General features: G+C 27.1%; 21 protein-coding genes. 15 read left to right on the plus strand and 6 right to left on the minus strand.

Features of this window, described 5'->3' with window-relative positions:
• The first annotated feature begins 257 nt into the window (after window positions 1-257).
• Both JRV97_RS02730 and ispG read left to right on the plus strand, forming a co-directional pair.
• Window positions 258-1,772 carry a M50 family metallopeptidase gene (locus tag JRV97_RS02730; RefSeq protein ID WP_280999956.1) on the plus strand — a complete coding sequence of 505 codons (1,515 nt, stop codon included), beginning with the start codon at window positions 258-260 and terminating at the stop codon, window positions 1,770-1,772.
• A gap of 19 nt (window positions 1,773-1,791) precedes the next feature.
• A complete protein-coding gene (gene ispG / locus JRV97_RS02735) occupies window positions 1,792-2,841 on the plus strand; it encodes a flavodoxin-dependent (E)-4-hydroxy-3-methylbut-2-enyl-diphosphate synthase (RefSeq protein ID WP_280999958.1) in 1,050 nt (349 codons plus the stop codon).
• A gap of 23 nt (window positions 2,842-2,864) precedes the next feature.
• Here the strand turns inward: ispG and JRV97_RS02740 are convergent, their stop codons facing one another.
• Both JRV97_RS02740 and JRV97_RS02745 read right to left on the minus strand, forming a co-directional pair.
• On the minus strand, window positions 2,865-3,416 hold the full coding sequence (locus JRV97_RS02740) for a 3'-5' exonuclease (protein ID WP_280999960.1): 552 nt from the start codon (window positions 3,414-3,416) through the stop codon (window positions 2,865-2,867).
• A gap of 8 nt (window positions 3,417-3,424) precedes the next feature.
• Entirely contained in the window at window positions 3,425-3,736 is a 312-nt protein-coding gene (locus tag JRV97_RS02745; RefSeq protein ID WP_280999962.1) for a cupin domain-containing protein, read from the minus strand.
• 68 nt (window positions 3,737-3,804) lie between these two features.
• On the opposite strand from JRV97_RS02745, the gene JRV97_RS02750 reads away from it, so the two are divergent.
• A complete protein-coding gene (locus JRV97_RS02750) occupies window positions 3,805-6,267 on the plus strand; it encodes a DNA polymerase domain-containing protein (RefSeq protein ID WP_280999964.1) in 2,463 nt (820 codons plus the stop codon).
• Window positions 6,264-7,484 (plus strand): aminopeptidase, encoded by a 1,221-nt coding sequence (locus tag JRV97_RS02755; protein ID WP_407081566.1) that lies wholly within the window; start codon window positions 6,264-6,266, stop codon window positions 7,482-7,484. The genes JRV97_RS02750 and JRV97_RS02755 overlap by 4 nt, the downstream gene beginning before the upstream one ends.
• 28 nt (window positions 7,485-7,512) lie before the next feature.
• Here the strand turns inward: JRV97_RS02755 and JRV97_RS02760 are convergent, their stop codons facing one another.
• Complete coding sequence (locus JRV97_RS02760; RefSeq protein WP_280999968.1) at window positions 7,513-8,961, minus strand: aminoacyl-histidine dipeptidase; 1,449 nt, start codon at window positions 8,959-8,961, stop codon at window positions 7,513-7,515.
• A 267-nt stretch (window positions 8,962-9,228) separates the two neighbouring features.
• Between JRV97_RS02760 and xth the strand changes: the two genes are divergently transcribed.
• The 11 genes from xth (at window position 9,229) to JRV97_RS02815 (ending at window position 18,989) form a co-directional block, all read left to right on the plus strand.
• The gene (gene xth / locus JRV97_RS02765) at window positions 9,229-9,993 is read left to right on the plus strand and encodes an exodeoxyribonuclease III (RefSeq protein ID WP_280999970.1); all 765 of its coding nucleotides are present in this window, start codon (window positions 9,229-9,231) and stop codon (window positions 9,991-9,993) included.
• Window positions 9,994-10,117: 124 nt separating this feature from the next.
• Complete coding sequence (gene rplU, locus JRV97_RS02770; protein WP_280999972.1) at window positions 10,118-10,429, plus strand: 50S ribosomal protein L21; 312 nt, start codon at window positions 10,118-10,120, stop codon at window positions 10,427-10,429.
• Entirely contained in the window at window positions 10,426-10,719 is a 294-nt protein-coding gene (locus JRV97_RS02775; RefSeq protein WP_280999975.1) for a ribosomal-processing cysteine protease Prp, read from the plus strand. Before rplU ends, JRV97_RS02775 begins: the two co-directional genes overlap by 4 nt.
• Window positions 10,716-10,994, plus strand: a complete 279-nt coding sequence (gene rpmA, locus JRV97_RS02780; RefSeq protein ID WP_281001026.1) for a 50S ribosomal protein L27 — start codon at window positions 10,716-10,718, stop codon at window positions 10,992-10,994. The genes JRV97_RS02775 and rpmA overlap by 4 nt, the downstream gene beginning before the upstream one ends.
• 12 nt (window positions 10,995-11,006) lie before the next feature.
• The gene (locus JRV97_RS02785; RefSeq protein WP_280999977.1) at window positions 11,007-11,537 is read left to right on the plus strand and encodes an ECF transporter S component; all 531 of its coding nucleotides are present in this window, start codon (window positions 11,007-11,009) and stop codon (window positions 11,535-11,537) included.
• A 17-nt stretch (window positions 11,538-11,554) separates the two neighbouring features.
• Window positions 11,555-12,001, plus strand: a complete 447-nt coding sequence (rplM, locus tag JRV97_RS02790) for a 50S ribosomal protein L13 (RefSeq protein ID WP_280999978.1) — start codon at window positions 11,555-11,557, stop codon at window positions 11,999-12,001.
• A 14-nt stretch (window positions 12,002-12,015) separates the two neighbouring features.
• A complete protein-coding gene (gene rpsI / locus JRV97_RS02795; RefSeq protein ID WP_280999979.1) occupies window positions 12,016-12,423 on the plus strand; it encodes a 30S ribosomal protein S9 in 408 nt (135 codons plus the stop codon).
• 80 nt (window positions 12,424-12,503) lie between these two features.
• On the plus strand, window positions 12,504-14,234 hold the full coding sequence (gene dnaG, locus JRV97_RS02800; protein ID WP_280999980.1) for a DNA primase: 1,731 nt from the start codon (window positions 12,504-12,506) through the stop codon (window positions 14,232-14,234).
• Window positions 14,234-15,496 (plus strand): RNA polymerase sigma factor RpoD, encoded by a 1,263-nt coding sequence (rpoD, locus tag JRV97_RS02805; protein ID WP_280999981.1) that lies wholly within the window; start codon window positions 14,234-14,236, stop codon window positions 15,494-15,496. Before dnaG ends, rpoD begins: the two co-directional genes overlap by 1 nt.
• A gap of 13 nt (window positions 15,497-15,509) precedes the next feature.
• Entirely contained in the window at window positions 15,510-17,489 is a 1,980-nt protein-coding gene (locus JRV97_RS02810) for an ATP-dependent helicase (RefSeq protein WP_280999982.1), read from the plus strand.
• Window positions 17,490-17,741: 252 nt separating this feature from the next.
• Entirely contained in the window at window positions 17,742-18,989 is a 1,248-nt protein-coding gene (locus JRV97_RS02815) for an IS256 family transposase (RefSeq protein ID WP_280997532.1), read from the plus strand.
• A 446-nt stretch (window positions 18,990-19,435) separates the two neighbouring features.
• Here JRV97_RS02815 and JRV97_RS02820 read toward each other — a convergent pair whose 3' ends face one another.
• From JRV97_RS02820 to JRV97_RS02830, 3 genes are all read right to left on the minus strand, one after another.
• Window positions 19,436-20,962, minus strand: coding sequence for an ATP-binding protein (locus tag JRV97_RS02820; RefSeq protein ID WP_280999983.1), 1,527 nt, complete (start codon window positions 20,960-20,962; stop codon window positions 19,436-19,438).
• Window positions 20,963-21,068: 106 nt separating this feature from the next.
• Window positions 21,069-22,202, minus strand: a complete 1,134-nt coding sequence (locus JRV97_RS02825) for a hypothetical protein (RefSeq protein ID WP_280999984.1) — start codon at window positions 22,200-22,202, stop codon at window positions 21,069-21,071.
• Between the two features lie 145 nt (window positions 22,203-22,347).
• A complete protein-coding gene (locus JRV97_RS02830) occupies window positions 22,348-23,937 on the minus strand; it encodes a Gldg family protein (protein WP_280999985.1) in 1,590 nt (529 codons plus the stop codon).
• Between the last annotated feature and the right edge of the window lie 121 nt (window positions 23,938-24,058).

A 24,058-nucleotide genomic window follows, 5' to 3' on the forward strand; every position in this document is an offset into this window, starting at 1 on the left:
TCTCGCAGACCTCTTCGTCCGCGTCCGAGTATATATATTACCACCTTTCTTCCATTTTGTCAACTTACAATACTGTTAATTTCGTTAAACCTACGTGAATTCATTTGAAAACCATATATATTGTTGGTTTTAACTCTTTATTTTTTATGCAATTAATGTTTTTTTAATTACTTCAAACTTTTATTCTATATCATTAACATATATATGATAGAATAATTTATAAGAAAATCTCAAAGAACAAATATGGAGGTGTTTTAATGCTAACACTTTTTTGGTTTATGGTTGTTATAACAATCGTTGTATTTTTTCATGAATTAGGTCATTTTCTTTTTGCAAAATTATTTAAAACCAAAGTAGAAGAATTTTCTATTGGCATGGGTCCAAAATTATTTTCATATAAAGGAAAGGAAACAGAGTTTCGTTTTAATCTTATTCCGATAGGTGGATATGTTAGAATTGCAGGCGAAGAACCAGAAAACGCAGAAGGACTATCTGATAACCCTGAACTTTTTTATAATAAAAAACCATGGCAAAAATTCTTGATCGCCTTTGCTGGACCATTATTTTCTATAATATTAGGATATATTGTTTTATCAATTTCTGGGTTATTATATGGATTCCCTGAAGTTAAAATAGAAAAAGTTATAAAAGATTCACCTGCTTATTATGCTGGCATAAAACCTGGAGATGTTATTAAAAAGGTCGATGGGCACATTGTTTTTGATAGTTCAATTTTAAGCTTAGCTATTAAAGAGGGAAAAGAATTAAATTTAGAAATTATTAGAAATGGAAATCCCATTAATTTAAACATTAAACCGGGCTTTTTCGATCCTGAATATACTATAATATTTAAAAGTGATGAAGATATAAATATTGATTCCTATAATATAAAATCATTCAATATGAATCCTCCAGAAAAAATTCAAGAAATTTTGCCTAATCTTGAAAAGGGAGATAAATTAATTATTGAATTAGAAAATGGAAAAATTTTAAAAGGAAAAATTGAGGGATACTCAATATCTCCACAAAGATATGCCATAGGTGTTTATTTTGCAACTTTTTCAAATGTTATAAATAAAGATATTTCTCCTTTTAAAAAAGAAGATAAAATTATCGCCATAAATGGCAAAAAGATAAGTAATGGTCTCGATTTAATAGATTTGTTATCTTCAATTTCTATGTCTCCAGATGATAATCTGATTACAATATCTAATAATAAAATCACTGAAGTTAAAAAAAGCATAAATTCCGAAACATTAAATATTATAACTTTAAGAAATGGCAAAAAAGCGGAAATTCAGCTAAGCAAATCTAAATTTCTATCTATTTTACAGGAACCATTAATCTTAAAGTTTGCTTTTGATAAGTGGAGACCAAAAGGATTAGAAGTCATATCTGTTTCTTTTCAATGGGCAAACACCTTGTTAAGAGCTATGGTGGATGTTATTGGTCAATTATTCACAGGAAAAGTTAAAACCACAGATGTTATGGGACCTGTTGGTATTGCAGGTGCAGTTGGTCAAGCCGCAAAAGCTGGCCCAGAAGCTTTAATTTCTTTAATAGCTTTAATCACACTAAATTTAGGTATTGTCAATTTATTACCTATTCCTGCTTTAGATGGTGGAAGAATTGTGTTTTCAATTTATGAAATGATTACTGGAAAAAGAACAAATCCTAAAATTGAAGCTACTATTCATACTATAGGGTTCCTCATACTTATGGGACTTTTCGTATATTTTACATATAATGATATTTTGAGATTTTTCAAATAATTATACTGGAGGTAATTTTATGTTTTCAAAAAATACTGTGTACATTAAAAATATTCCTATTGGAGGAAATAATCCTATTATTATTCAAAGCATGACAAATACAGATACACTTGATACAGAAAAGACCATAAAACAAATTATAAATCTTTCAAACGCAGGAGCAGAGGTAGTTAGAGTTTCTGTAAGAACATTAGAAGATATACCTTCATTTAAAAAGATATGTGAAAATTCTACAGTACCGATAGTTGCTGATATTCATTTTGATTATAGAGTCGCAATAGAATCTATAAAAGCCGGAGCTGCAAAAGTTAGAATTAATCCGGGAAATATAGGTGAATCTTGGAAAGTAAAAGAAGTGGTTAAAATAGCAAAAGAATATAAAATACCTATAAGAGTCGGTGCAAACTCAGGATCAATAAAAAAAGAATATGAAAATAGTAATATGCCAAGGTATCAAGCTTTAGCAGAAAGCGCCTTACAGGAAGTTAAATTAATGGAAAATGCTGGTTTTCAAGATATTGTTATTTCAATCAAATCTACCGATGCAAAAGAAAACTTTCTTGCTAATAAATATATTTCAGAAAAAGTTCCATATCCTTTACATATAGGGATAACTGAAGCAGGAGTATATGAAGATGCTTTGGTTTTATCTTCTGCAGGATTAGGCGCCTTGTTGTTAAATAACATTGGCGATACTATAAGAATATCAATTGCAGGAGATCCTATTCAAGAAGTATTAGTGGCAAAAAAATTATTAACTTTATTAGGGTTCAAAAAAGGCCCAAGAATTATAGCCTGCCCTACATGTGCAAGAACTGAAATAAAAGTCGAAGAATTAGCTACAAAAGTAAAAGAATGGACCAAAGACATAGAGAAAGATTTAAATATTGCCGTAATGGGATGTGTTGTTAATGGCCCCGGAGAGGCAAAGCATGCAGATATAGGAATAGCAGGCACTAAAACAGGTGGTGCAATTTTTATTAACGGTGAAATTGTAGAAACAGTTTCTGAAAATATGTTAGAAAATACTTTTAAAAAATACATTGAGAATTTAATAGAGAAAAAATAAAAACAGCTGAAAAGTTTACCTTTTCAGCTGTTTAATATTATATTTCTCATTTTAACAAATGCTTCTGTTGTAATTATCACATCACCTTCTGCAGAGTGACGACTTACTTGTTTACTAATATTCAATCTTGAAGCAATCGCATCAAGATTATGCTTCCTTTCTTTTTTAAAAATCTTTCTTGACATCATTATCGTATCTATAGTTTTATTACTCAAATTATTATATCCTACTAATTCTAATTCTCTATTCAAAAATTTCATATCAAACCCTACATTTTGAATTACCAATATCTTATTATATATAAAATTCAAAAAGTTATCTGCTATTTCAAAAAATCGAGGAGCACCTATTACATGAAAATCCGATATCCCTGTCATTTTTGTAATAAAATAAGGTATAGATCTTTCAGGATTAATATATGTAACAAACTTATCTTTAACAAAATAATTACTTTCTTCAGTTATAATATTATAAACAGCTATTTCTATTATTCTATCACCATTTTGTGGATTAAGACCTGTAGTTTCTGTATCCAAAATACAAAATTCATTATTATTTTTCAACAAATTTAGCATCATATCACCTATTCAAATATTTTTATAACTAAAACATTAAATTTATCTTCCGAATTATTTTTTAACCCATGTTCAAGATTTTTATCGCAAAAAATCATATCATTTTCATTTACAGAAATATCATTGTTTTCAAATTCAACTATACCCTTTCCTTTTGAAACAAAAAATATAGTATCAAAAGGAACAGCGTGTTTATTTACTTTTTCACCAGGTTCTAAACTTATTAAAACTAATTCTATTTTTTTTGATGTAAATATTTTTCTACCATCAAAATTAATACCAGGAATTTTATTCAGAGAATCATATTTTACTAATTCCATTTTTTCACTCCTTTTTAAATTTGACAATTTATATATAAACTATATTATATCATAATGGAGATGAAGTTATGATAACATCAATTTGGCAAGATCCTTCAACAAAGATTTTCTATTTTAAAGAAAATATAAATTCAGATATAAAACAACAAAAAAGGTATTTTAATCTAATATTTGAGCATACTGAAATAAACAAAGTGCAAAAGATTCTGTCAAAGTACAGAATAAATAATTATGTTGATATAGATTTTGATTGGAAAGATATATATGGAAAAAAGTTAATAAACACTACACTTGATATAAATTATAATATTTTTAGAAAAATTATTGATGAAATGGAAAGAAACAATGTTTATGTGTATGGAAAAAATATAATGAACATATTTAACAGCCCCATTTCCGAAAAACCAGAAGATAAAAAAATATGGTTTTTAGATATTGAAGTGAATAGTGAAGATATTAAAAATTATACAGGAAATATTACTTCTATCACATATTATGATACATATAAAAAAAATGAATATATACTCGTTGTTTATGACAAAAAAATTAAATCCAACAGAAACATCATAAAATTCAAATCGGAAAAAGAAATGTTGATCTATTTCAACAAATTAATCTTTACTGAAAAACCGGATATTATAACTGGTTGGTTTTCAAATGGCTTTGATATACCTTATATTATAAGTAGAGCTAATTATTACAATATAAATCTAACTGCAATTCCTGGTTTAAGACATAATTCTTTTCAAAGAGATGGGAAATATTATAATTCTATTCCCGGTGTAAATTTAATTGATTTTCTGGAAATGTATAGAAGATATGTACTGGATAAACCAGCCTCATATAAACTGGATATTGTAGCCAAACATCATAATATAGAAGGAAAAACAGAAATAAAAGGATATAATTATTATAAAAGCGATATAAATAAGTTTATTGAATATGCAGGCAGAGATGTTGAAATTCTGGTTGAGCTTGAAAATAAATTAAAACTCATAGGTTTAATCTGTTCTTTGCAGGCATTAATTAGAGTTCCTTTTCCTATTCTTTTTGGAACCTCAAATTCTATAGAACATTATATTCAACAATTTATTTTAAAGGACAAAATAACGTTTAGATTTTATGAAAGAGAAAATACCGGTATTCATGTAAGTGGTGCCATTGTTTTAACTCCACCCAATAAAACATATGATAATGTTATAGTCCTGGATTTCACTTCACTTTACCCAAATATAATTGCTACTTTTAATATTTCTCCAGAAACACTTATATATAATATCAATTATAATAAAAAACATATAGATCTCGGGAAAATATTGCCAGAAGAGGAAAACGATAAATATCTTCCTATAAAATTCACATTAGAAAAAACTGGAATATTATCATCTTTAGTAAAACATTTGTTGAAAGAACGTTTATATTATAAAAACCTAAAAAAAGAAACTGATCCCAATAATCCTGATTATACAATTTATGACATAAAACAATATAATTATAAAATTCTTTTAAATTCAATGTATGGTGTTCTTGGTACAAATAATTTTGCTTTACATGATATTAGAATTTCTCTTGCTATATTAGCCGCTGCAAGATCTGCTTTAAGATATGTAAATAATACATTGAATAATCATCTCTTTGAAAACATAAAAATAAATAACCGCAATATAACTTTCAAAACTCATGTATTATATTCAGATACGGATAGTTCTTTTAATTATATTGAATGTAGCGAAAATTTATCAAAAAAAGATATAATAGAAATCGGAAATTATTTAGCAGATTTTATTAACAAAAAACTTCCAGAAGAATTTATCCCTAAATTTACAGAAGAAAAAATAGAATGCACATTAAATATAGAAGTAGATAAGATATATAAGAGAGTGCGTTTTTTTGGCATTAAAAAAAGATATTTTGGTTATGATTTTGATGGCAAAATCATAACTCATGGTGTTGAAATAGTAAGAAAAGACACTCCGGAATCCATAAAAGAGATATTAACCACTTTATTTTTAAAAGCACTAAATAATGAATTAACTATAGAAGATATTATTAGTCAATATAACAAAATAAAACAATATAATATTGAAGAAATTGCATTAATTAAAAGCATTAGAAGAAAGGATTTCACAAAATATAAAACATTACCCAATCATATTAAATCCGCCATATTTATGGAAAGTGTATATAATTTCAAATATGCCTATGATGATAGATTATTGTATTACTATATTAAATATTATAATTATAAGCATTTTGAAAAGATTAAAAATATTTTTAACAAAATGCCCGAACATAATGTCTATTATATTTCTGCAAGTATTGAAAGAGAACATCTTGAAGAATTTAAAAAATTATTATATAATGATTTTGAAATTGACTATTACACTCTTTTCCAAAAACAAGTATTATCTTCTTTGAAGCAATTCTCTGAATATAGAAATTTAATAGAAAAAGCTAATTTAAAAATTAAATTATTAGAAGGTTTTCCTTTAAAAGCAGAACAATTAAAATTATTTAGGGAGGAGACATAATGGAAAAATTACTGGAAAAATATGCTGAACTTTTAGTAAAAGTAGGAATTAATGTTCAAAAAGGGCAAAGAGTTTTTTTAAGATCCACAATTGACGCTGTAGATTTTACAAGAAAAGTTGCAGAAAAAGCCTATGAAGCTGGAGCAAAAGAAGTATACACGGTATATAATGATGAATATATGCTATTTTTAAAATTAAAATATGCTGATAAAGATTTGCTAAATGAATTTCATCAATGGGAAGTAGACATGGCAAAATATTTCTGTGATGACAAAGGAGCATTTTTAAGCATTATTGGTTCAGATCCAGATATTTTAAAAACAATAGATCCACAAAAAATAGGGCAATATTCTAAAACAAGGCAAACAGCAATGAAAGAAGTATCAAAAGTTATAATGGCAGATAAAGTTTCATGGTCAGTGGGAGCTGTACCTTCTGAAAAATGGGCTAAAAAAGTTTTCCCAAAATCTGAAAAACCTATAGAAGATTTATGGAATGCAATTTTAAAAACTGTTAGGGTAAACGAAAAAGACGACCCCGTAGAACTTTGGAATAAACATTTAAATAATCTTAAAACAAAGACTGAATATTTAAATAACAAACAATATGATTACTTAAGGTACGAAGGTCCTGGAACAGACTTAATGGTTGGGCTTCCAGAAAATCATAAATGGCTTGGTGGTGCCCAAAAAAATGAAGATGGTACGGTATTTTTACCTAACATTCCAACAGAAGAGGTATTTACCGCTCCACATAAAGATAAAGTAAATGGATATGTTAAAAATAGCAAACCATTAGTGTATGGTGGAAATATAATAGATGGTTTCACAATGGAATTTAAAGATGGAAAAATCATAAAAGTTACTGCTGAAAAAGGAGAAGATGTTTTAAAACAAGCTATTTCTCTCGACGAGGGAGCAAGCTACCTTGGAGAAGTTGCATTGGTTCCTGTCGACTCACCTATTTATCAATTAAATGTTGTATTTTACAATACATTATTTGATGAAAATGCAGCTTCTCATTTTGCATTCGGAAGAGCTTATTCTACATGTGTTGAAAATGGGGAAAATATGAATGAACAAGAACTAAAAGAAGTTGGATTAAATAATAGTATTACACATGTTGACTTCATGATAGGTAATGAAGAAATGAATGTATATGGTATTAAAAATGGTAAAGAAGAATTAATAATGAAAAATGGAAGATGGGTTATATAATAAATAGCAGGCTTTAATGCCTGCTATTTTAATAATTTTTCATTTCTTTTAATACTTCCAATAAAAATTCCCATGTTCTTCTCACAGAAGATATACTCATTTTTTCTTGTGGTGTATGAACATCATATAGATTAGGGCCAAAGGAAATCATATCTACATCCTTCATTTTTCCAGAAAGAATTCCACATTCCAAACCTGCATGTATTGCTGCTATTTCTGGATCTTTTCCATACATGTTTTTATATACCTTTTTCATTAACTCTCTTATTTTTGAATCTGGTTTATATTCCCATGCTGGATATGGTGCATTTGTAGTTATTGAAGCTCCATTTAATTTAGCTATAATTTCTGATTTGTTATGTATAAAGTCTCTTAATGTTTCTACAGAACTTCTTGTTGCTGATGTGAATTCAATTCTATTTTCATATGTCTTTACAACACCTAAATTGCTTGAACTTTCAACAAGCCCTTCAATAGCCTTACTCATTGTTTGAACACCATCATGAACTAACATTAAAATGTTTACTGCTTTTTCAAATGAGTAATTACTTAAAACCTTTGATGGTTTTTCTATTTCTTCTAGATCTACCTTTACATTAGGATCTGAAATGCTTAACTCATTGCTAAATGTTCTTTGCCAATATTCAACTATTTCTTTTGTTTTTCTAATATCATTTACTACAATTTCAGCTTCTGCTTCTCTTGGAATAGCATTACTTTTATCTCCTCCATTTATTGTTGCACATTCCAAATCTGTTTTTTTCATTAAATCATATAATACTCTTCCCAATAATTTATTTGCATTTCCTCTTTGTTTAATTATTTCCATTCCGGAATGTCCACCTTGTAATCCAGAAATTTTTAATTTTAACCCATATTTATTTTTTGATTCCACATATTCTATTGGTAAGGTTATAATATCCCTTAATCCACCTGCACAACTAACATAAAATATTCCCTCTTCTTCTGAGTCTATGTTTAATAACACTTTACCATTTAATAATTTAGGGTCTAATTCATTAGCACCAGTCATACCCGTTTCTTCTTCAGTTGTAAATAATGCCTCAATTGCAGGATGTTCAATATCATTTGAGTCTAATAATGCTAATGCATAGGCAACAGCAATACCATTATCTGCTCCTAATGTTGTATTAGTAGCTTTAATATAATCTCCTTCGATTTGTAGCTTAATTGGATCTTTTGAAAAATCATGTGTTGAATCAGATGTTTTTTCACATACCATATCTATATGTCCTTGGATAATCACTCCAGGTATATTTTCATATCCTTTAGTTGCTGGTTTTTTTATAATAACATTTAATGCTTTATCTTGAATATATTCTAAATTTCTTTCCTTAGCAAAATTTACAAGATAATCACTTATTGCTTTTTCATTACCTGAACATCTTGGAATTTTACTAATTTCTTCAAAAAAATAAAATACCTTTTCTGGTTCTAACCCTTCTAAAACTCTCATTTAAATTCCTCCTTTTGTAGGTATAATTATTTCTATGATATTATATCATAAATATTTAGCTTAACAAATTAAAAAAACACCTCCTCAGTAGTTAGTGTCATTTTTAGTAATTACACTACTACATTGGAGATATTATTAAATAATTATAGAGTTCCAAAATGCATAATAGAAGCAAAAACTAAAAGATTGTTTTATTTTATACTTTTTGAACATAATAATATGTTATAATATGTATTGAAATCAAAAGTATGAAAACGGAGGTAGATTATGAAAATATTATCTTGGAATGTTAATGGAATAAGAGCAGCAATAAAAAAGGGATTTGTAGAATTTCTTGATGAGGAAGATCCTGATATATTATGTATACAAGAAACTAAAGCAAGAGAAGAACAACTCACCAAAAAGTTTCTTGAACACGGACCTTGGAAAAAATATTTTGTTTCTGCTGAAAAGAAAGGATATAGTGGTGTTGCAACTTTTACAAAAATTGAACCCAAAAATGTATTAAAAGGGTTTGAAAATGAAAAATTTGATTCAGAAGGTAGGACATTAATCACAGAATATGAAAATTTTTCATTATTTAATATCTACTTCCCTAATGGAAAGGCTCGCGATGAAAGATTACAGTATAAAATGGATTTCTACTATTTTTTATTAGAATTTTTAGAAGATTATAAGAAGAAACAACCAAACGTTATAATATGTGGAGATGTTAATACTGCTCATACAGAAATCGATCTTGCAAGACCAAAAGAAAATGAAAACACTTCTGGTTTTTTACCAATTGAAAGAGAATGGATTGATAAGTTATTAGACAGCGGTTTCATTGATACATTTAGGGTGTTTAATAAAGAACCTAATAATTACACATGGTGGGATTATAAAACCAGAGCAAGGGAAAGAAATGTTGGATGGAGAATAGATTATTTCTTTATAAGCACCCCATTAAAAAGTAAGCTTAAAAATGCATTTATTCTTTCAAATGTAATGGGATCAGATCATTGCCCTATCGGCATCGAAATTGATTTATAATTTTAACATAAGTTTAATCAATGATTAGTGTGAAATATGATAAAATATTCCGGAAAGGGTCTAAGGTCTCAAAGCCATAATGGTACCTTAGCCCACTATTATTATTTCAAGAGGAGGTGACTATATGTACGCTATTATCGAAGTTGGCGGAAAACAGTACAAAGTTGAAGAAGGCATGGAACTTTACACAGAAAAATTAAACGGATATGAACCAGGTTCAGAAGTTATATTAGATAAGGTTTTATTCGTAAAAAGTGATTCTGCAAAAATAGGAAAACCTTATGTAGAAAACGCTAAGGTTGTTGCTGAAGTTGTAGAACACGGAAAAGATAAAAAAGTATTAGTTGTAAAGTTCCAAGGAAGAAAAAATTATAGAAGAAAAAAAGGACATCGCCAACACTACACAGCTTTAAAAATCAAAAAAATTGAAGCATGATAGATGTAAAATTTAATTTTAAGAAAAAATTTGTTGAAATTAAAGGACATGCTGAATTTGATGAATTTGGAAAAGATATTGTTTGTAGTGCTGTAAGCGTATTAACTCAATTTGTAGCTGAAATAATCAAAAATGAAAAAAATGGTAATTACAAGAAAAAAGATGGTTATTTAAAAATTAGCTGGAAAGATAATGAAATGTCTGATAAATTGATTATGTATTTACACGATGCATTAAAAGGTATTGAAAAAAGTTATCCCGATAACTTGAAAGTGGAGGTGAATAAATAATGAAAATAAATCTTCAGCTCTTTTCTTCTAAAAAGAGTGGAGGTACAGCAAAAAACGGAAGAGATTCCAAACCAAAGTACCTCGGAGTTAAAAAAAGTGATGGTCAAAAGGTAATTCCAGGAAACATTATTGTTAGACAAAGAGGAACACATTTCCACCCAGGTAATAATGTAGGTATGGGAAAAGATCATACAATATTTGCTAAAATAGAAGGTTATGTAAAATTTGAAAAGAAAAACAACAGAAGATTAATTAGCGTTTATCCCGAAAGATAAGTTGGTGATAGCATGAGCCGTGTAAAAATTTTATCCACGGCAGGAATATTAGGGGCTTTGTCTGTATTATTAATGTTTTTAGAATTCCCTATTTTTCCTTTCGCAAATTTTTTAAAGTTTGATCCAAGTGCTTTACTAATTATTGCATCTTTGTTTTTATTTGATTGGAAAACAGCTATGTTTTCATTAATAACAAAAGATCTTGTTTTTTACTTTGTAAAATCAGGAGATTTAATTGGAGTTTCAATGGATTTTGTTGCTATTTTTACTTTTATATCTATAATTTCTATCTTTAGATTAAACATAAATAAATATATTAAATATGTTGTAGCAGCGTTTTGTGTTGGAATTGCAATGGTTTTAATGAATATGGCTATTATACCAATATATTTTAAAATGTCTTTTAGTGATGCAGCAAAATATTTTGGTTTAACTCCATGGACGCTTATTATCACTATAGTAAGCTTTAATTTAATAAAATTTATTGCGAATGCAATTTTAGGAGACTTGTTATATAAAAGAATTAAAAACTTTTTTTCCTAAGAAAGGAGGACAGCAAAATGGCTTCAATTATGACTCAAAAGAGTTATTTAGCAAAAAATGAAGAAGTTGAAAGAAAATGGTATGTAGTTGATGCAGCAGGTATGTCATTGGGTAGATTAGCTGCACAAGTAGCAAAAGTGTTACAAGGAAAACACAAACCAACATATACACCTCATGTTGATACAGGTGATTATGTTATTGTAATAAATGCTGAAAAAATAGTATTGACAGGTAAAAAATTGACTCAAAAGAAATATTATAGACATACAGGTTATCCTGGAGGAATAAAAGAACAAACAGCAAAAGATATTTTAGAAAAATATCCTGAAAGATTAATTGAAAAAGCTGTTAAAGGTATGCTTCCTAAAACAACATTAGGAAGACATATGTTTAAAAAATTAAAGGTTTATTCTGGTTCTAATCACCCTCATGAAGCACAAAAACCAGAAAAGTTGGAATTATAAGGAGGGAATAATGCATGGCTGAATTAATAGATTATTACGGCACAGGTAGAAGAAAAGCTTCTATCGCAAGAGTACACTTAAGACCTGGCGAAGGTAAAGTTAGAGTTAATAAAAAAGAATTTGAAAATCTAACACAATATTTTAATAACAATCCTGTTTGGTCCAAACACGCTTTAGAACCATTAACAGTTACAGAAAACGAAGGAAAATTTGACTTAGTAATCACTGTTGAAGGCGGCGGAATGAACGGTCAAGCTGGTGCAATCAGATTAGGTATCGCAAGAGCTTTATTACAATATGATGAAAATTTAAGACCTGTATTAAGAAAACACGGATTATTAACAAGAGATCCAAGAGAAGTAGAAAGAAAGAAATACGGTTTAAAGAAAGCAAGAAGGGCACCACAATTCTCAAAGAGATGATTTTTGGATTATATCAAAATGTTGCATAATAAGGGAACGGTTTTTCCGTTCCCATCCTTTTGCTATATGGAGATGGTATTTTGATACCAAAAGAAATTATTGATGAAATAAACTCAAGATTAAATATCAAAGATATAGTTGGGAATTATCTTTCCTTAAAAAGAACGGGAAAGAATTATACTGCTTTATGTCCTTTTCATCCAGAAGATACTCCTTCTTTTTTTATTTTTCCTGCAACTAACACATTTCATTGTTTCGGTTGCGGAGCTCATGGAGATCCTATTAGTTTTATTCAAAAATATGAACAACTAAGCTTTATTGATGCTGTAAAAAAAGCTGCATCATTAGCTGGTGTAAATATTTCTCAATATTTAAAACAAAAAGAATTACCTGTAGAATTACAGATATTTGAAAATTATCATAAAAAATACAAAGAAATCCTTTTAAATTTATCAAAATCTCATCCCGCTTGGAAATATTTGAATAATAGAGGAATTACTATAGAATATGCTGATAAATTTGATTTAGGATTTTCAAATGGTTCTTTAAAATCTTCTATATTAGATGATTTTGATTTACCTATAACCCTCGGAAATGAATTAGGAATAATTAGAAAAAATGGTAGTGAAATTTTTTCTAATAGAATAATAATTCCAATAAAAGATGATTTTGGAAGAGTTGTTGCTTTTGCCGGAAGAACTATAAATAACGAAAATCCTAAATATTTAAATAGTCCAGAAAATAAATTTTTCCAAAAATCTAATATATTATTTTTATATGAAAAATCAAAAAATATCATTAAAAGAGAAAAATATTCTATCTTAGTTGAAGGTTATTTCGATGCAATAAACATGCATATTAATGGTTTTGAAAACACAGTAGCTATCCTTGGTTCTGCATTCACCTCAAATCATGCAAAAAAATTAATTAAACTAACAGACAAAGTTATTACTATGTTTGATATGGATTCTGCTGGACAAAACGCAACATTAAAATCATTGGATTATTTATTATCCTATGGTTTTCAAGTAGCTATTGCACAATACAATTCCAAAGATCCAGATGAATTAATTAAAAAATCTGGTTCGAAAGGAATTTTAAACACCTTAGAAAATTCTACAAAATTCTATGAGTTTATTCCTGAGTATTTTAAAGATAAATATAATTTAAATGATGAGTTTGGAATAGAACAATATCTTGAAAAAATGGCTGAATGGTACTTAAAATTTCAAAAATCAAAACATGCTGCAATCTTAGATACATTTATTAAAAGAATATCATTGATTCTTTTAAAACCCGAAAACAATATAAAAAAAGCCATAGATAATATATTAAAGTATAAAAAATTTAATAAAAAAATCCTCCCATATGTATCTCAAACAGAAAATACTATATCTTCTAAAATAAAAAAATATAATGAGCTTGATAAACAACTTATATGGTTATGGATTAAACATAAAAGATTTAGAAACATTATAACGGAAAAACTTTCATCAAAAGATTTTGAAAGTTATGGAAAAGAATTTTTGGATTTTATAGAAAATGGATATGATTTATCTTATATCCTTGAAAATGGTAGCGAAGAACTGGTTGATTTAATAAAATTGACATGGAATTTTGATTATGATATAGAACCAGAAAAGGTATTTTCAAGTCTAATATTATCAGTGGAGAGATTTCGAAAAGAAAAAGAAATTAAAGAGCTTAGAAAATTATTAAACTCTACTGTAGATCCAAAAGAAAAAAAAGAGATAATGAAAAAAATTTTTGAAATACTCGCTACCCTCAAAAAGCGAGGAGGTGTTTTTTAATGGCAGATAAAAATTTAATGAAAGCCATCGAAGAGATTGGCAATTTAGAAATTGGTGATGTTGACAAATCTAAAGAATTTGTTGAAGTTAAAAAGAAAAAGAAAAAAAGTTATAAACCTCCAAAACCTTTTGAAAAGATTATTAAAGAATTAGTTAAAAAAGCAAAAAAGAATAATATGGTATTAACATATGAAGATATTGATAAAACTTTACCCTCTGAATTGGATACTGAATTAATTGAAAAAGTATATGAAGCATTAGAAAAAGAAGGAATAATGGTTGATGATGGCTCTCAATTAGATGATGAAAGCATTCACGAAATTGAAGAAATTATTGAATCCGAGGGTGCTGCTACAATTGAATTAATGGACTATTTAGAAGATGGGGTTACACAAGTATTTGATAACATGTCTCTGAAAGACCCTATAAAAGTTTATTTAAAAGAAATTGGCAAAATAAAATTATTAACTCCTCAAAGAGAAAAAAGGTTAGCTAAAAGGGCTCATGAAGGCAACAAAAAAGCAAGAGATGAATTAATAAGAGCTAATTTAAGATTAGTTATATCTATCGCAAAAAAATATGTTGGAAGGGGATTATCATTCCTTGATTTAATCCAAGAAGGCAATATAGGTCTTATTAAAGCAGTAAATAAATTTGATTATAAAAAAGGATTTAAATTTAGTACATATGCAACATGGTGGATAAGACAGGCTATTACAAGAGCTATTGCTGATCAGGCAAGAACTATAAGAATTCCTGTTCATATGGTTGAAACTATAAATAAATTCAATAAAATAATAAGGGAATATCTTCAAGAATATGGAGAATATCCTTCTCCTGAAAAATTAGCCGAATTAACAGGAAAACCTATAGAAAAAGTAAATGAAATATTGCTCACAGCAAGGGAAACTATTTCTGCAGATTCACCACTTGGTTCATCTGATGAAGATGACTCTACAATTGGTGATTTTATAGCTGATGATTCATTAGACAAACCTTCTGAAGTTGCTATGAAAATGTTATTAAGAGAAGAATTAGAAAAGATATTAGATACATTACAACCAAGAGAGGCTATGGTTTTAAAAATGAGATATGGCCTTCTTGATGGAAAAGTTAAAACATTAGAAGAAGTTGGACAATATTTTAATGTAACCAGAGAAAGAATTAGACAAATAGAAGTAAAAGCTTTAAGAAAATTAAGACATCCAAGCAGAAGCGCTCAATTAAAAGAATTAAGTTCCATGTTAGGTAAAGAATTATAATCGGAGGATTATTATGGAAGAAAAAGTTTTTAATATAAAAAAAAGTGAATATGTTATTCCAGAGTTTTTCAAAGAAGAACTTGACGAAGAACAGTTAAAAGCAGTTACCAATTCTACCGGAAGGTCTCTTATAATAGCTGGCCCGGGTTCAGGGAAAACCCGGGTCATTACATATAAAATAGCTTATTTATTATCACAAGGAATAAAACCAGAAAATATTCTACTTGTTACTTTTACAAGAGCGTCTGCTAAAGAAATGATAGAAAGGGTTAAAAACGTTACTAACATAGACACTTCTTCATTAACCGCAGGAACATTCCATCACGTGTGTAATATGCTTTTAAGGCGATATGCTAAAATCCTTGGTTATGAAAATAATTTTTCTATTCTTGATTCCGAAGATGCCAAAGATTTAATGAGGATTGCTAAAAATGAATATAAAGGCAATTTAACTAAAGAAGAGGCTAAACAAATACCAAATGAAGGTGTTATTCTAAAAATTGTGGGATATGCTGCTAATACCATAAAATCATTAAGAGAAGCTATTTTAGATATAGCTCCATATTTAATAGATTATGAAGATGATATAGAAAAAATTTATATGAATTATTTAGAATTAAAACAGAAAATAAATGCTATGGATTATGATGATATGTTAGTAAACACATTACGTCTTTTAGAAAATAATGAAGATATTAGAAATCATATTTCTTCAAAATATAAATGGGTATTGGTTGATGAATTTCAGGATACCAGTTTGGTTCAATTGAGAATAGTTGAATTTTTATCCAGTGTTCATAAAAATCTAATTGTAGTTGGTGATGATTCTCAAAGTATATATTCATTTAGAGGATCAAGATTTGAAAATGTTGAAGATTTTCAAAATCACGAAGATGTAAAATTATTTAAAATTCAAACAAACTATAGAAGTGTTCCTGAAATAGTTGAACTTGAAAACTATTTAATTCCTACACATTCTATACCAAAAAAACTAAAACCTTTTAGATCATCTTATAATTTTAAGCCAAAAATTGTAAAAACATATGATGAATTAGAACAGGCAGAATTTGTTGTTCAATTAATAGAAAATAAATTCGATGAAGGCATTTCACCAGAAGATATTGCTATATTATATCGTTCTCACAGTTTATCTATGACATTACAACAAAAACTTGATGCAAATAAAATATCCTACAAATTATTATCTGGAAAAAGATTTATAGAAACAAGACATATTAAAGATATTATGGCATTTTTGAAAATAATAAACAACCCTTTTGATAATATATCTTGGTCAAGAGTATTAAAATTATTTCCTGGAATTGGTCAAAAAACAATGGTAAAAATCACAAATGAATTTTATGCGAATTTAATGGAGTATACTACACCATATGATGCTTTTGAACATATTAATTTAAAGAAATACCCTAAATTAAAAGACATTATATTATACCTATATGAAAACGAAACAGAAAACCCACAAGATTTAATAGATTATATTTATTTAGAATTTTATAGAGAATATCTTGAATTAAATTTTAAAGATGCTTATTCAAGGAAATTAGATGTTGAAAGATTATCAGAAATCGCCTCAAGATATGAAACTCTTGATAAATTCCTTGAAGAATTAGCCTTAAGTGAAAACATTGAAATACAAGGTGCAGAAAAGGATAGAAAAACTGAAAAAATAACTTTAACCACTGTTCATGGTGCAAAAGGGCTTGAATGGAAAGTTGTAATAATAATTTCAGTAAACCCTGGTGATTTTCCTAATGGCATGGCTTTAAAAGAAAAGAAATTAGACGAAGAAGAAAGGCTTTTTTATGTTGCAGTAACAAGAGCTAAGGATGAATTATATATTGTAAAACAATTAACTGGTACTGCCAAACCTTATTATGGTAATTCATTTTATATGAGGCAAAAACTTCCAGACTTTACAGATAAAATACCAAATAGACTTGTCGAATATTGGAAAATAGGATATACAGAATAGCTCCTCAAATTTTGAGGAGCTATTAATTTTATTAAAGAACATAAAATTGCTATCTATCCTCTTGCACTGGTATACCTTTTTAGTGATTTTTTTAACTATGAATAGAGGTTTCCAAAATCACATAGATATAATTTTGATTGAAGCCGAACATGGATGCGGTTCTGAAAGGAGACCATAAAAAATTTTGTGTAAATAAAAAATAGAACCCTCTTCTTGGTATGGTAAAATAAAACCAAGAAGGGGGTTTTTAAAATGGCAAAGAGAAAGAAAAAAGAAGAAAGTAACATTGAAAAGTTAGCAAAGTTAATAGCAAGGGATCCTGAAGTAAATACAATGAAAGATGTATATGATAAGATTAAAGAATTGATGGGACCAATAATACAAGAAATGTTAGAAGCTGAATTAGAAGATGAGTTAGGGTATGAGAAATACGATAAAGAAAATAAAGAAACAGATAATTCTAGAAATGGATACAGCTCAAAAAAGGTAAGATCAAGTATGGGTGAGATGGAATTAAAAATACCCAGAGATAGAAAAGGGGAATATGAACCGAAAATAATACCAAAATATAAAAGAGATATTTCAGATATTGAAGGTAGAATAATAGGAATGTATGGTTTAGGATTAAGTACGAAAGATATAGCTAAGAATGTAGAAGATATATATGGAGTAGAATTATCAGCTGAAATGATAAGTAAAATAACTAATAAGATATTACCCGAAATTAGAGAGTGGCAAAGCAGACCATTAGAAGAGATATATACTTTTGTTTTCATGGATGGAATAGTATTTAAAGTAAAAGATGATGGTGAAATAATTAAAAAGACTGCATATGTTGTAATAGGAGTAAATATTGATGGATTTAAAGAAGTCCTTGGTATATACATAGGGGAAATTGAATCATCAAAATTTTGGTTAAGAGTATTGAATGATTTAAAAAATAGAGGAGTTAAGGATATATTAATAGCTTCAGTAGATGGATTAACTGGATTTCCACAAGCAATTAAAGCTGCATTTCCTGATACTGTAGTACAAAGATGTATAATACATCAAATAAGAAATACATTAAAATATGTTAATTACAAAGATAGAAAGGAACTTGTAAATGATTTAAAAAAAGTATATAAAGCACCGAATAAAGATATAGCTTATTCAAATCTACAGGATTTAAAAGAAAATAAATGGACAAAATACAAATTAGCATTAGAAAGTTGGGAAAAACACTGGGAAACAATATCGCCATATTTTGATTATGGTGATGATGTAAGAAAAATAATGTACACAACAAATGTAATAGAATCATTGAATAGACAATATAGAAAAGTGACTAAAAATAAAACTTCATTTCCAAATGATGATGCATTATTAAAAATATTATATTTAGCAACAATAGATGCAACAAAAAGATGGACAGCTCGATATAGAAACTGGAGTAAAGTCCTAAACGAACTATCCATCTTTTTTAAAGAAAGAATAACAAAATACGTCTATAATTCTTAATACAACTAAATTCAAAAACCTGAAATAATCAATAATACATAAAACTAAATGCTAAAAACTAACACTAAAAATATATTCTCAATTTAATAATGTTAAATCTTGCAGTTAAAATTGCAAAAGAGTGTTTATTCCCAAAAATCACATCAAAAACTTCTGAAAATTACTACTAAAGCATATTACAATATAGACGATAATTCATATGAAAATAATTTAAGAATAATAATCCAATTTAATTAATTTATTACCATCCAAGAAGAGGCATTTACACAAAATTTTACATGCTACCTCTGAAAGGAATCTAAGAATGATTAATTTTTTCAGATTAGCAATCATTTGTTTAAATAAGTTTTATTTTAATTCCACTTTAGACGCGAATATTATTTTATTTTATACTTTGTCTAAAAACTAAAATCCTCTTTTCAGGGAGATTTTAGTTTTATTAATAATTATATTTTTTCTATAATATAATCTTCAATATCCCTTTTTTCTGAGTTTATATTTATTCCTATTATGTATATTTCTTTACCTTCACTTATGTATTTTTCATAATATTTCTTTTCTTTTATTTGCTTTATTGCTTCTTTTGCACTTTTATCTAATTTTATTTCAAATAAATATATTTTATCATTATGTTCTAATACTAAGTCACTTCTTCCAAGATTTGTTAATTCTTCTGCTGTTACATTCAATCCTGCTGATGCTAATATTGTATATATTAATGAGTGATAATAACTTTCTCTTTTTTGGTGTAAGTTATACGGTATCGCACTTATTATCCTTTTTATTTCTTCTATTTCATTTGCTTCTATTTTTTCATATATTTTATTTTCTATTTCTTCTATTTCTTCTAATCCATAATTTGCTTCTAATATTAATTCTGAAAAGCTATTTTTTACTTCTATGTTTGGATAGTCTAATATGTATTTTTTTCTTAGTCCATATCTTTTTATTCCTTTAAATGTTAAATAACCAGCCTGTGCGAAGAATATGTTTGCTTTTGCATCTTCTATTTCTCTTGTTGAGAAATCCATTGCACTTACTGGATATTTTGTTAATTCTTCATAGGTTACTTTTTTACCTTTTATATATTCATATATAAATGATGGTGACCCACTTTCAAACCAATAATTTTGAAATTCTTTTTTTTGGAAGAATTTTAATATTGAAAATGGATTATATACAAAGTGTTCCCCATCAAATGAGAACCCATTATAATATTTTTTCATTTCCTGTAATAGTTCTTTTTCTGTTATTTTTAATTTTTCTGCAGTTTCTTTTATGTATTCAGCAAAATAACTTTCCAGTTCTTCTTGTGTGTATCCCAACATTTGTGAATAATCATTATCTAATGATATATCATTTAAATTATTCAATGCTGAAAATACTCCTGTTTTTGTGAATTTTGTTATTCCAGTTAGAAAAACGAATTTTATATATTCATCCCTGGATTTAATTGTTACATAGAAATCTCTTAGTATTTCTCTATATCTTTCTGCTTTTTCTTTGTTATTTATATTATCTAATATCGGTTTTTCATATTCATCTACTAATATTACTACTTTTCCTTTTTTGGAAAGTTTTATTATTAATTCATCAAATGCAAATTTATAATCTTCTTCTATTATTTCTACATTATTCCTTTGACCTTCTTGTTTTATTAATTTTGTCAAACTCTTTTTAAATCTTTCTTCATTATCTGTTGCTGCTAATAGAACGTTTAATCTTATTATTGGATATTCTTTGAATTCCCATTTGTCATATATGTATGTATCTTTAAATAATTCTTTTTCTCCATTGAATATGTAATATAATGTCGATATTGTTAAGCTCTTCCCAAATCTTCTTGGACGAGATAAAAAATAATATTTTCCATTATCTATTAAATCAAAAATGTATTTTGTTTTATCCACATATATGTAATTTCCTTCTATTATTTCCTTATAATCCTGTATCCCTATTGGTAGTTTTTTCATCAGTTCCACCTCCATTTTAATTATACCATATAAGAAATAATAAAATTATTATAAAAAATAAAGTGCCTGATTTTTAAATCAAAATCAGACACTTTATTAATGAATATTAATATAATATATTTTCTATAAATATTTTTAAAGTGTTAAATTCTTCTTCCAAAGTTGGCATTTGTATTTTCCATATTGGTTCTTTTTCAAAAATTTCTGCTTTAGTTTTATATACCATTTTATTATCTGGATTTAATATAATTATTGTATGTGGATAAAATAACTTCATTTTTTCTTGAATAATTTCATATTCATTTATTCCCTCAATTAAAGTAACTTCTAAATTAGAATATTCTTTTTCAAAAATTTCTTTTATATTATCTTTTTCTTCTTTATTTACTAAGAGTAAAATTTTAACTTCTAATTTATCAGAAACATTATCATTTAAATATCTAAATATCTTATTATATTCTTTATTCAATGGTACAAACAGTATTATTTCCCACTTTTTATTATTTTTTATTTCTATTTTTTTATCTGCAAAATTTATATTTTCAGGAAATTCATAACCAACATTACCAATTATATTTTCATTAGTTTTATCAAAAATAATTTTTTCTCCATTTTTTGAAACTTCTGCTACTTCATAATTTTCTCCATTTATATTAATATACTTTTTAAATATTTCATTACTTTCATATTTGTTATCTGAATTTAAATCTATACCTAATACTATATTTTCCAAATCATATACACCATCTGAATTTGTATCTGCAATAAACATTTTATACCTTTTATCGTTAATATTAACATAATCCTCTTTTCTTGTTATTCCAAAATATCCAAATTTATCTAAAAAGTACTCTAATACAATCGTATATTCATAATTTTGACCTTCAAAGTTATAATTAATTGTTGTAAAATCATATATTTTATTATCCATACTTTCAAATATATAGTTATCGGTATAATCATCTGTCAAATTTTTATTATTATTCGAATCTACAATAATAACTCTTTTATTATTTTTTATACCTGTAATTACATTAAAATAGCTATTTCCAATATTAATTTTACCAAATTGAATTTTTTCAAGGTTTGGATATACTAAAATTTCTGAAGGTTTTTGAGATAATACTATTGGCTTAAATAATGTCTGCATCATACCAACTTTTGTTTGATCTAATTTAACTGAAACTGACGCATAAACAAACACAGGTAATAACAATAAAATAATAAGCAGCTTCTTCATCCTATCACCCCCGTTATTAATTATAAAAATCACAATCCACTTTAAGTATAAAACATTATTGTTAACAATTAAGTTTTTTATGGTTACAAAATAATTAAAACAAGTTTTTATATAATATACTCCTGGGAATTCCCAGGAGTATATATTATTTCATTAAATATTTAATTGTATTTATTGCAAGTTGTGCATCATTTCCCCATTGCCAACCATTATGTAATAAATCACTGGTATCTCCAGTTCCATCATCAAATGGAGAACTATCCCCAATCGCAACTACTTTTCCTTTTCCATAATTAGTCACTATCATATATGGCTTTTTCTCTGAATTTGCAATTAATACTTTCACATTTTTATTTAGTATTTTGATAGATGATCCATTCCAAACTCCTATATTTTTAATTCCTTGTGTAATCTCATCTTTATATACATATTTTAAAGGTGCTTCTTCTAAATCATCTCCAACAAATTTAAACCCAAAGGTTTCAACAAACGTATTAAATATTCTTGGTGAATCCCAACCATTTCCATTCCTGTCTGAATTTCCATGATCTGCAATTATGAATAATGATCCTCCATTTTTAACAAAATTCAATATTGCAGCTATTTCTTCTTCCTTAAATGGTTTATTGGGTTCCGGAATAACTAATATTTTATACATCTGAAGTATATTTTCATCTAAATTTTCTTTTATTTCATTAACACTTAATCCTAAATTTCTAACTGCATCAGCAAAATCCGAATATGCTCCATTTATTACCCAATCAGCATTTCCAGCAGTTTGCCCATGATAATTGTCAAATAATACTTTATTACTATAGCTGTCTTTTTCTTTATTCACTGGAATAATTTTCATACTTGTTTTATTTCCTTTTTTATCAGAAATAGCTCTTAAAACTAATTTGAAATTTTCTGGTATTGTTTCTAAATCGATTTTTATAATTGTATTATTTCTCAATAATTCTACATTTTTTATGTTACCTTTTAATATTCTAATAGATTTATTAGCTATAATACTTTTTTCATTTAATGGTTCATTAAATTCTATATAAATTGAATTATCTCTTATTGCATATGTTTTCACTTCTGGAGGAAACACGTCATCGACAACTATATCTTTCATATCTCTTGGCCAAAGTTCATATGCTGACATATATTGACCTAAAACCCCTACAACTTTCATATTTATTCCTGTTTTAAATAATGCTGGATTTATTCCTGTATTTTCACGAATAAATACCATCCCTTTTCCGCTTCCATCATCTATAAATATTTTTCTCACATCGTATTTATCTATTTTTACTATTTTACCCTCAGTTTCTAAAAACATCCCTTCATATTCTTCTTTATTTATATCTTTAGTTTTTATTTTTATAGGGTTTGGTAAAGGATTATTTCTCGATATTATCTTATAATAATGAGATTTATTATCACTTTCTAAAACCAATTCTGTATTATTTCTATGTGTCCAAATATATCCTCTTGCTTCCACCAAATCGCCTCTATTGACATTCTCAAATTGTCCTCCTCTATAATATAGATTTATTCCTCCTGTTTTATCTTGAATTATGATTATGTTAACATCATATGGTCCAGGCTCAACAGTAACTATTCCTCTAACAGTCACTGTTTGCAAATCTTTTAATTGTCTCGCATCTGAGATACTAATAACATTATTAGATGAAAAGGCTATAATAATCATAAACAAAGTAACTAATACAAGGATATTTTTTTTCATACTAAATCCCTCCTAAAATTGTTTTAATTTAACATAACATTATATCATAAAAAATAAAAAGTGGAGCACATTTATTTAAATGCACTCCACTTTTTATTTATACTTTTTTAACAACTATTCA

The organism is Marinitoga aeolica, assembly GCF_029910535.1.
Classification (GTDB): Bacteria; Thermotogota; Thermotogae; order Petrotogales; family Petrotogaceae; genus Marinitoga; species Marinitoga aeolica.

Coding starts and splice junctions, on each gene's coding strand:
- JRV97_RS02730 (WP_280999956.1), top strand. CDS start 258: ATGCTAACACTTTTTTGGTTTATGGTTGTTATAACAATCGTTGTATTT.
- ispG (WP_280999958.1), top strand. CDS start 1,792: ATGTTTTCAAAAAATACTGTGTACATTAAAAATATTCCTATTGGAGGA.
- JRV97_RS02740 (WP_280999960.1), bottom strand. CDS start 3,416: ATGCTAAATTTGTTGAAAAATAATAATGAATTTTGTATTTTGGATACA.
- JRV97_RS02745 (WP_280999962.1), bottom strand. CDS start 3,736: ATGGAATTAGTAAAATATGATTCTCTGAATAAAATTCCTGGTATTAAT.
- JRV97_RS02750 (WP_280999964.1), top strand. CDS start 3,805: ATGATAACATCAATTTGGCAAGATCCTTCAACAAAGATTTTCTATTTT.
- JRV97_RS02760 (WP_280999968.1), bottom strand. CDS start 8,961: ATGAGAGTTTTAGAAGGGTTAGAACCAGAAAAGGTATTTTATTTTTTT.
- xth (WP_280999970.1), top strand. CDS start 9,229: ATGAAAATATTATCTTGGAATGTTAATGGAATAAGAGCAGCAATAAAA.
- rplU (WP_280999972.1), top strand. CDS start 10,118: ATGTACGCTATTATCGAAGTTGGCGGAAAACAGTACAAAGTTGAAGAA.
- JRV97_RS02775 (WP_280999975.1), top strand. CDS start 10,426: ATGATAGATGTAAAATTTAATTTTAAGAAAAAATTTGTTGAAATTAAA.
- JRV97_RS02785 (WP_280999977.1), top strand. CDS start 11,007: ATGAGCCGTGTAAAAATTTTATCCACGGCAGGAATATTAGGGGCTTTG.
- rplM (WP_280999978.1), top strand. CDS start 11,555: ATGGCTTCAATTATGACTCAAAAGAGTTATTTAGCAAAAAATGAAGAA.
- rpsI (WP_280999979.1), top strand. CDS start 12,016: ATGGCTGAATTAATAGATTATTACGGCACAGGTAGAAGAAAAGCTTCT.
- rpoD (WP_280999981.1), top strand. CDS start 14,234: ATGGCAGATAAAAATTTAATGAAAGCCATCGAAGAGATTGGCAATTTA.
- JRV97_RS02810 (WP_280999982.1), top strand. CDS start 15,510: ATGGAAGAAAAAGTTTTTAATATAAAAAAAAGTGAATATGTTATTCCA.
- JRV97_RS02815 (WP_280997532.1), top strand. CDS start 17,742: ATGGCAAAGAGAAAGAAAAAAGAAGAAAGTAACATTGAAAAGTTAGCA.
- JRV97_RS02820 (WP_280999983.1), bottom strand. CDS start 20,962: ATGAAAAAACTACCAATAGGGATACAGGATTATAAGGAAATAATAGAA.
- JRV97_RS02825 (WP_280999984.1), bottom strand. CDS start 22,202: ATGAAGAAGCTGCTTATTATTTTATTGTTATTACCTGTGTTTGTTTAT.
- JRV97_RS02830 (WP_280999985.1), bottom strand. CDS start 23,937: ATGAAAAAAAATATCCTTGTATTAGTTACTTTGTTTATGATTATTATA.